Origin of the sequence: Chryseobacterium contaminans, from assembly GCF_001684955.1 — a bacterium.
GTDB classification, from domain to species: domain Bacteria; phylum Bacteroidota; class Bacteroidia; order Flavobacteriales; family Weeksellaceae; genus Chryseobacterium; species Chryseobacterium contaminans.
This window is the reverse complement of sequence record NZ_MAYF01000075.1, coordinates 1-7,927: the sequence shown is the minus strand read 5'-3', so window position 1 is coordinate 7,927 and position 7,927 is coordinate 1. Positions and strand designations below refer to the sequence as shown.

Genomic DNA, 7,927 nt, shown 5'->3' with positions numbered 1-7,927 from the left:
AATAAAATTGCAAATATAGCAGCAAGAATAACGATTAAACGATTATCCTCTTTTTTTTCTATCCTGTATTGATTTGCCGCATCATTTCTTTTCATACAAGTGTATATTTTATTTTCATGTATTTACTTTTATATTTGATCTCATCATTGATTGTTTTACATGATTAAGAATATCATATAAGCCATTATCCTCTCATCAACCCATGTTTTCTGAAAATATCGGCTAGCAAAAGTTTTTCTCTGCTGTACATCACCTTCATTTTCGAAAAAACATTTGAGCCATCATCTGTTCTCCAGAATAAACTGTCTTTCAGATTGAGAGGCTCAGCTTCCGGTAAACCTTTTATTATCAGCGCAAGCAAAGGTTCAATCTCATTATCATAATAGGATCTCTTTATCTGATAGGGATTATTGTTGTTATTAATGACAGCACAGATAATTTTATTCCACCAACCTTTCTTCTCTTCATATTGTACAGGTTGTGAAAAAAACATATATAAGGAATATTTTCTGGATGGAAACTGACTTGAAATCACGATATCATCAATGGAATTAAAGGCGATTTTTTCTTTAAGGAATGGATTTTCAAGGATTAAAAAATGGTCTTCTGCATAACATTTATCAAACATAGGGTAATTATTACGTTTTATGATCTTGATTTGAACCAAAATCTGATTTCAAATAACAGCAACACTGAATAATATCCGATCACCACAGTTCCTAAAATTACAGTATTTTCCCATACATTGAAATGTTTTAAGAGCAATCCTACAGGAATTCCGTAGATAACGGCCCATACAAAACAAAAAATAGAACCTCTTCCACTTATAAATATATCATTGGCAGAAGATCCATATTCGCCCGACTGGCTTATAAAACCTATCAAATGAGTCAACATAATAATAAGGACAGAAATTAGTAATTGAATATTATACCAAACTGCGATTACAGATCCTATAGTAAATAAGGAAAACAATATAATGTATACTCTATCATTTGCAGGATCTTTTTTCGTTTTAGTGTTCTGTCCAAGCCCTATCAGAAAAAAGCTTGCTGATAACAGAAATATTTCAAACCCAATCTTTTTTTCAAAAACGGTAAGAAAGTTTTGCAGATCTGTATTGTTCATCAAGCTAACCCATGTAAAAATAATTCCGACATATTTAAAAACCGGAGCAAAAGAACCAATGGTTCTGATCTTTTTATTTTCTGATAATTTCAAGATAAATATCTTATTTAAAGTCTGACCAATTCCCGGAAATCAATTTTCCTTTTAATTGATCTACATAGGTTTTACTGCAAATATATAAATGTGTTTCAGCTAAATTATCCTTTTCTATTTCCTGAATTTGTTTTTTATCTTTTTCGCTTATGATATGGTTCAGGTTTTGTTCTTCAAGTTTTTTACCGGTAACAATCTGAATTAACCTATCATCCAAAATCCAGGTATAATGATATGTTGTAAATAAGAAAGACTTTTTTGTTTCAACAGTAGGTTCCTGATACGTTTTTGTTAAATAATCTATTATATTCTGAACTTTTTCGGGATCAATTTTCCCAGTGGCAGCCATTAACATCAGATCTCCTTTCTCCGTGGTAAATGATTCCAGTCTTGAAAAGGCCAGACCCTGAAACTTTGCAACGGTAAGCAGCCTCTTCGTGAATACTATTTTTCAGCATTGCAAGATACTTAGATTGACTTCCTGTTTCCAAAGTTCTTTTAAAATCTTCATAAAAAGCATCAACCTCTTTTCTTATATTGGAATCGTTTTTAAGATCCTGGCTTTCACTCCATCCTATGATTTTCAAATTTATATCTTTTGGATCAACTTCAAATGATGTTTTATATTCAGCATAAGGAGTTTCTTTTTCTAAGGCTGATGTTTGATATGATAACTGCTCCCATTTATATTGTTGCATTAAGCTGGTCAAGCATAGACATCGGTTGCTTATTTTTTGATACTTCGATCTTCACAAAAGAGTTTTTGGTAAGAGAGGCCGCAAAAGTATTTTCTTCTTTTTTTGAAGGAAACATTCTTATAGTTATATCTTGCTTTCCAGGTCTCAGAATATACTGATTAAGATCTACTGTTAACCCTGATCGTTCCCCTAATCCAAAATAAGTAATCACCGGCATATCATTTACCAAAATTTCATATGAACAGTCAGTATGCTCATATTTTAATTTAAATAATACTCCTTCTTTTTGATATTCTATTGATTTATGTTGAGCATAAATACTGATTGAACTAAAAAATAATATGATTAAAAAGAATAACTTTATCATGGCTAAAAATTAAAGATTTTCTTCACAATTTTTTTTATAGCAACGAATATTGGCTGCCCAAAAGAACAACCTATGGACATAAGATCTGTTGGAAGCATCATAATAGCTAATAATGGATGAATAGAACCTTGTATATTTATTCTTCTCTTGCTTTCTGTATAGCTTGTAATATGTCCTTCTGTTTTTACACCATTCAACACCAAACTGGTATGCTTATAAAATTTTTCTAAGCTGTAATAAAGTCCTTTTCCCCCGAAACCAAGGAATAAAAGCATTAATACAAGGGAGAAAAAGCTTACCCAGAAACTGTTATTTTTCATGGTTGAATACATTTTAATTTCATCAGAAATCAATAGACTTACTTTTTCTTATTTTATCGTTAATCTTTATCATTATATTTAATATAACCGGAAATGTAAATGTAACTATCCAAATAATGGTATTTACTGGTAAAATTTTCATTTTCTGGTTTAGATAAAAGAGTACGAAACAATATAGAATGCAAAAAATGGAAAAAAATCTTTTTACTTGACTTTCAGAATACCGACCGTAATGATCTCTGATGTTTTCGTAAAACAAAATATCGTCTTTATCTTCTTTTGATGGTACTAGAAGCAATAATAAAAAAAAGTTTTGAGCTAAGTAAATACTACTCATTCCAAAAAGAAAATATTGAATAGCAATTTTAAATGTATCAGAAAAACCATTATGATCATCAAAACTAACATACCCCATCAAATCCATCAAATTATCTACACCTATTACAAATACTACTATTGTACTCCAAATACTTAATATTAACCGATTTAATTTAGAAAGTTTCACCAAAAACAATCCATTAATAACGGAAATTAATGAAAATAATAAAGTAACTATTGTTATTATGGATGAGTCCCAAGTTTCAAAATTCAGCAATTGCTTACCTGATAACCAATATATAAAAGAAACCGAAAGAAGTAAGGTTACTCCTTCGGTTAGTCTGGGGATTATTATTTTTTTATGAGAAGCTATTAAAATTATTAAATAGGAAAAACATAAAACATATGGTAATCGTTTAATTCTTTCTTCAAAATGATAAACACCTTTTCCTACATTAGGAAAGAAAACAACTAAACTAATAAAATAAGCGCATAATAAAACATACAAGATTGATTTGCTTCCTTTTGAAATTCTATAACTTTCAAATAAAATTCCACAAAAAATAATAGCCAAATAAGTAGGCAAAATCTCTATCTTATGAGTATATGCAATTATAGCGATGATGATTGTAGCAATTAAACATATAATTCCTATTATTTTGATTCCGATATTTAAAAGCTGTTTCAAAATTATTTTATTTACCTAATAATTTCTAGTTTGTTGCTTCCTTTTGGCTTATGCAGATAGAAGGTATAAGCGATAGGAAAATTACTTTTTTCTCCTTTTGCTACTAATGGTGAATACCCAAATGAACGAGGATCTTTGCTTACCAACGTTACCACTCTTCCATTCCCATAGAATTTTAGCGCAGCAGTATTTTCATTGATAGGAAATAAAAACTTTTGTTTGGAAATTGGTTTATTTGCTAATTCTTCCATTGCATCTTTTATAAATGCCTTACTTTCCCATGAATCAGCTGATGCTTCTTCAAAAATAGAATGAGCTAGTAAATTCATATAAGCATTTTTATCTTGATTTTCAATAACTTGTTGAAAATTTTTATAGAAATCAAACACTTCTTTTTTCAGAGCTTCATTATTCACCAAAGCTTGGCTTTCGCTCCAACCTTTTATCTCCCAAGTTAATTCTTGTTTTGACGCCTCAAAAGGAATTTTAAACTCCGCAAAAGGAGCATCCTTCTCAAGTTTGGGTGTTTGGTAAACCAATACCTCTTCCCAATCTCTTGCTTTTCCTTCCTTCGAAAATTCCCATTCCTGACTTCCCATTTTAATTTTATCCAATTTTAACTTGACAAAAGAAGTAGAATCAAGGGTTTCGTTAAATTTTGTATCGTCTGTTTTTTTAGGATACATGCGTATTGTGATTTCCTGTTTACCCGGTTTTAACATGTATTGATTAATATAAGCTGTGGTAGAACGCTCTCCTAATCCATAAAAAGTGATTAATGGTACATCATTGATTAGAATTTCATACGAACAATTACTATGTTCGTATTTTAATCGATAGCTATGTCCAAACTCTTTTTGTATAATATCTTTTTCCATTTGACTAATGTCTATTTTTTGGCTTTTTTTATCTTGCGCGCATGATTGTAGAGTGAATCCAACAAGACTTGTTAATAGTAAAATTTTATAAATTGGTTTATTTTTCATAATTTTTATGGTATTAAATAATGCTTTTCTGAAGCTATATATCCCTTTCCTACAGTCCATGGTTCAGGTTCATAACTGTCTTCCCATTCAAAAATTTTCATTCCGAAGAATAAAAACTCAGCCTTACCTTCAGCTTTTAAATAAAAAGTGACTCCTTCATAATCAAGGTCTGTTTCATAAAACATTCCTTCCGTATCTGTTGCCAAATGTGCTCCAGGAATAATCTTAGTTTTTACTCCTAGTTTGAATGCACCAGATGCATTAAACTCTGTGATAATCTGGTATTTATTTAATCTTACATCTATAGATCCTTCTAAAATAGCTTCAATCTCTCCAGTCAGACTCGCCATTTTTTCTTTCTTAGCGGAATGATGATTACTGAAAGAGCTACCTGTAAGGGTATTATAACGCATATTTCCTTCGATATTTAACGTTCCATTAATTGCTAATGTAACATTAATTTTATTATTCTTTCCTGCTAAATACATTCCCACCTGTACTACTTTTATAATAATATAGGCAATGGGATGCTTTTTAGCTAGCATCTCTAAGAAATCAAGTGTAAGCCCATACCCAACAATAGGATTAGCTTTAAGTTGTAAATTATACTCTAAAGCTTTTCTACCATTGTATTCTGGTGCATCTTTTTTGTAGGCATCTCCATAGTACCATGATACAGCTAAACCAATTGAAGGATAAATCATCTTACTTTCCACTGTCTTAGCTGTCAAAATATCATAAATTCCTCCTACTACTTCTTTTGCATCACGTTTACCTGCAACTTTTTTAAGTTCTTCTTCTAGTAATTTCTTTTTTTCTCGATCTTCTTCATTAGACTCACCTTCGGTAATAGCACTCATCATTTTGGTGATATCCGTCAACTTTTTAAAGAAGCCATAGATAGGGGTAAAAAAACCTTCTATTACATCTTTTTTCTGTTTTTTCCCAGTTTCGTCCTGCCATTCTGCATTCAAACTTACTTCTATTCTTTTCAGAAGTTCCAGCAATCTTTTTATTCCTCCTTCCCGTTGAACAGGTTGCCTTGTGGTTTCTCTACTGATAGAAACGCCTGCAGCCATAGCGCTTCTACTTGTAGTAGTAGTTCCTCTTGGAGTAGTGGTCTGGGTAGTCTCAGAACCAACAATCAAAAATGCTCCTACCTGGTAGCTATGTACATCTTCAAACTTTTTCCAATCTTCTTCTTTAAAATTAAATTTGAATAATAGCGTCCATTTTATATCCGGCAGTACATTGATCTTAGCAATCTGATTGACATATCTGCACGTACTTACAGGAACATAATAAGCCTGTTTATGTCTGTCTACATTCAGCAATAGATAATTGAAAAGCCAGGCTTCCTCAAAGAGATTCCCTATCACATTAGGATTAAGCTCATTATTGGAAATGGTTAATATTTTATTGTATTTATATTTAAGGTTCAGTTCAAGCTCATCTTCTCCCTTGAAGTTATAATCTTTTCCCTCCTGCCAGTTCACAACAGTGTTCACCTGCTTAATTTTTGAATTGTCAGGATTCTTAATCACATCATAGTCTGTTCCGTTTTCTTTGGTTACAGGAGTTTTGGCTTTTCCCAGTTGCTCTTTATGGGTTTTATCTTCTTCTTTGGTATAATTACCCTTGCTATCTCTCACAGCAGAATACACTGCTTTTTCAACCTGAAAAACATTGGTTTTAATATCATGCTTCTCTCCTGAATTCAGCAGTAACCCACTGCAATATACATTCTGATTTTGGAGTTTTCCCAACTTAATGGAAATCGTTTTTGCCTTCTCACCTGTTGTAATATCAAAATACCTGTCTGTATGGTCTATTACAGAAGCGTCTTCATCAAATATAATGACTGGCTGTCTTTTCTTATTCGAAAAATCATCATTTATCTGTTTTTTCTTTTTCTCATCCTTTCCTGCTTTAGCCAACTTTTCATCTAGCTCCTTTTTATCACTAGAATCAAATTCTTCTGTAATGGTAATTGAGCTATACCCACAAGGATCGAATTCTTTTTTTGCGTAAGGAATATCCCCAATATATTGGATCTGATTATTCTTTTCAATCTCTAATTGCTTATAAATCATTTCCATTGTATCCCATCTAACTTCAATATGGGGCTGCATAGGCAATTCTACCCAGTCTTCCTGATCTCCATCAAATTTATACCATTTTGTAAAATCCTTATTCGTATTATAACTTTTAGGATGAAATATATTTTTTATATTTTCAGTAAAGTCATATGGTTTTTTAGGATCTGAATTAAGATTAAGAGACAGATTCATGGCGGTTGCCATAATCTTGACAAAATACTTTTGAGGCTGATGATTTTTTTGATGCACTCCTTCCACTTCCCTCCAGGCAGGATCTACCAGTAGTTTTATTTGCTGATAATTATTATAATTACCCTCCACACCATCAATCTTGCTATTGAATTCTCCTACTGTAATTTCTTCACCGGCATCATTTACAAAAAAGACAGTACCAATAATATTACAAATATTCTTATCTACAGGTGCTTTTCCGATTTTTCTGAAGTCAGGAAGAAGATGAGTACTAATATTGATATCAGCTTTCATTCCATATAAATGGAGTTTATTATCATATCCAACAGGAATATCAGCATCCTGTGCTGTAGGAGGATCAATATAAACATATCTTACATAGGGTTCTGTAAGATAAACTAGTTTTATAACCTGCCCCTTATATCTGAACTCAGGATAATGAGTATAAGGAATAACAAGATAAATATTTCCCTCTGTAAGAGATGCCCCAGGTGTATAGGGTGAGGATAAACCTGATACTTTAATATTTACTTTACCTCCAGCAAACTGTCCCCAAGTATGTTTCTTTATCTTTTCAAAAAAAACAGAATCTCCCCAGGATTCTCTTTTTGTTTCTTTCCTATGGTCTGATAATAATTCCTGCCACACTACTTCTTCAATTACAATCCATTTTGTCTTCTGTATTGTTGATTTAGTATCCACTGTACCTGTATCAAGACATGTTTCATCAACAAACACAGTTACTCCTGTGCTAAGGCTTGTAATTTCTACATAATGATAATCATTTCTTTCTACTACTGTATAAGACTTCGATGCTTCTGTCTTTACACTTATTATTCCTCTCGATCCCATTATTTCTCAGACTTATTTTCTGGTTTTTTCTCATAATTCTTCATATCCATCACAGGATTCACATGCGACTGTAATTCACTATCCGCGTTCTGAAGATTTTTTTTGGAAGGTTCGCCCATTTGTCCGGATTTAATGATGGAAATACAGTCTGTGCCTCCGATGGGACAGGTTGCTTTGCTGTCTTCC

Annotated in this window: 9 protein-coding genes and 1 pseudogene; all 10 read right to left on the bottom strand. The window is 31.9% G+C overall.

What is annotated here, in order from left to right; genetic code table 11:
• Positions 1–184: 184 nt before the first annotated feature.
• Positions 185–628: a hypothetical protein gene (locus BBH99_RS06140; RefSeq protein ID WP_066693396.1), complete on the bottom strand. Its 444-nt coding sequence runs from the start codon at positions 626–628 to the stop codon at positions 185–187.
• A gap of 17 nt (positions 629–645) precedes the next feature.
• Positions 646–1,221, bottom strand: a complete 576-nt coding sequence (locus tag BBH99_RS06135; RefSeq protein WP_066693394.1) for a hypothetical protein — start codon at positions 1,219–1,221, stop codon at positions 646–648.
• 10 nt (positions 1,222–1,231) lie between these two features.
• The gene (locus tag BBH99_RS06130) at positions 1,232–1,570 is read right to left on the bottom strand and encodes a hypothetical protein (protein WP_066693385.1); all 339 of its coding nucleotides are present in this window, start codon (positions 1,568–1,570) and stop codon (positions 1,232–1,234) included.
• Entirely contained in the window at positions 1,548–1,919 is a 372-nt protein-coding gene (locus BBH99_RS06125; protein ID WP_066693383.1) for a hypothetical protein, read from the bottom strand. The genes BBH99_RS06130 and BBH99_RS06125 overlap by 23 nt, the downstream gene beginning before the upstream one ends.
• The gene (locus BBH99_RS06120; RefSeq protein ID WP_066693381.1) at positions 1,906–2,286 is read right to left on the bottom strand and encodes a hypothetical protein; all 381 of its coding nucleotides are present in this window, start codon (positions 2,284–2,286) and stop codon (positions 1,906–1,908) included. The genes BBH99_RS06125 and BBH99_RS06120 overlap by 14 nt, the downstream gene beginning before the upstream one ends.
• A gap of 2 nt (positions 2,287–2,288) precedes the next feature.
• Positions 2,289–2,606 carry a hypothetical protein gene (locus BBH99_RS06115; RefSeq protein WP_123873034.1) on the bottom strand — a complete coding sequence of 106 codons (318 nt, stop codon included), beginning with the start codon at positions 2,604–2,606 and terminating at the stop codon, positions 2,289–2,291.
• A gap of 22 nt (positions 2,607–2,628) precedes the next feature.
• Positions 2,629–3,612 (bottom strand): hypothetical protein, encoded by a 984-nt coding sequence (locus tag BBH99_RS06110; RefSeq protein ID WP_066693377.1) that lies wholly within the window; start codon positions 3,610–3,612, stop codon positions 2,629–2,631.
• Positions 3,613–3,623: 11 nt separating this feature from the next.
• The gene (locus BBH99_RS06105) at positions 3,624–4,598 is read right to left on the bottom strand and encodes a hypothetical protein (protein ID WP_123873032.1); all 975 of its coding nucleotides are present in this window, start codon (positions 4,596–4,598) and stop codon (positions 3,624–3,626) included.
• A gap of 5 nt (positions 4,599–4,603) precedes the next feature.
• Positions 4,604–7,741, bottom strand: coding sequence for a hypothetical protein (locus tag BBH99_RS06100; RefSeq protein WP_066693370.1), 3,138 nt, complete (start codon positions 7,739–7,741; stop codon positions 4,604–4,606).
• Positions 7,741–7,927, bottom strand: a pseudogene (locus BBH99_RS06095) (DUF4280 domain-containing protein); the annotation flags it as partial. The gene BBH99_RS06100 and the pseudogene BBH99_RS06095, both read right to left, overlap by 1 nt.

What these genes read in the sequence shown, in the direction of transcription:
- BBH99_RS06140 (WP_066693396.1), bottom strand. Translation starts at nt 628, where the DNA reads ATGTTTGATAAATGTTATGCAGAAGACCATTTTTTAATCCTTGAAAAT.
- BBH99_RS06130 (WP_066693385.1), bottom strand. Translation starts at nt 1,570, where the DNA reads ATGGCTGCCACTGGGAAAATTGATCCCGAAAAAGTTCAGAATATAATA.
- BBH99_RS06125 (WP_066693383.1), bottom strand. Translation starts at nt 1,919, where the DNA reads ATGCAACAATATAAATGGGAGCAGTTATCATATCAAACATCAGCCTTA.
- BBH99_RS06120 (WP_066693381.1), bottom strand. Translation starts at nt 2,286, where the DNA reads ATGATAAAGTTATTCTTTTTAATCATATTATTTTTTAGTTCAATCAGT.
- BBH99_RS06115 (WP_123873034.1), bottom strand. Translation starts at nt 2,606, where the DNA reads ATGAAAAATAACAGTTTCTGGGTAAGCTTTTTCTCCCTTGTATTAATG.
- BBH99_RS06105 (WP_123873032.1), bottom strand. Translation starts at nt 4,598, where the DNA reads ATGAAAAATAAACCAATTTATAAAATTTTACTATTAACAAGTCTTGTT.
- BBH99_RS06100 (WP_066693370.1), bottom strand. Translation starts at nt 7,741, where the DNA reads ATGGGATCGAGAGGAATAATAAGTGTAAAGACAGAAGCATCGAAGTCT.